Source organism: [Mycobacterium] manitobense (assembly GCF_025821665.1).
Classification (GTDB): Bacteria; Actinomycetota; Actinomycetes; order Mycobacteriales; family Mycobacteriaceae; genus Mycobacterium; species Mycobacterium arseniciresistens.
In genome coordinates, this window is the sequence record NZ_JACKSJ010000101.1 from 1 (window position 1) to 469 (window position 469).

A 469-nucleotide genomic window follows, 5' to 3' on the forward strand; every position below is an offset into this window, starting at 1 on the left:
CGTTCAGCGGTGACATCCAGGCGTGCGGATTGGACTGTCCGGTGTAAGCGTCCTCGGCGATGTCGATGACCTGGACACCGTCGCTCACCACCACGTGGGGGACGTCGACACCCGCCACGAATCGACCGAACCAGGCCTCGAGGTTCAGTCCGTTGTCGAGGATCAGGTCGGCACCGACGGCTTTCCTGATATCCCCGGGAGTCGGCTCGTAGCCGTGAATCTCGGCCCCGGGCTTGGTGATCGACTCGACCGTGAGATGGTCGCCGGCCACATGGGCGGCGATATCGGCCAGCACCGTGAATGTGGTGAGCACCACCGGACGATCCGCGGCCGCCTCGGTTCCTCCGGGTGCGCAACCGGCCACCAGCGCGACCAAGCCTGCCAGGGCCGTCGCTCGTGCCGCCAGCCTGCGGCCGTGTCGGCGCACGACTCCTCCTCGATATTTCGCTAATTCGATCTCAAAGTTTCG

1 protein-coding gene is annotated in these 469 nt (G+C 65.5%); it reads right to left on the reverse strand.

Annotated features, from left to right (window positions below; all coding sequences use genetic code 11):
* Positions 1-427: metal ABC transporter solute-binding protein, Zn/Mn family (locus H7I41_RS13270; protein ID WP_308214619.1), on the reverse strand; the 427-nt coding region annotated here is incomplete at its 3' end.
* Between the last annotated feature and the right edge of the window lie 42 nt (positions 428-469).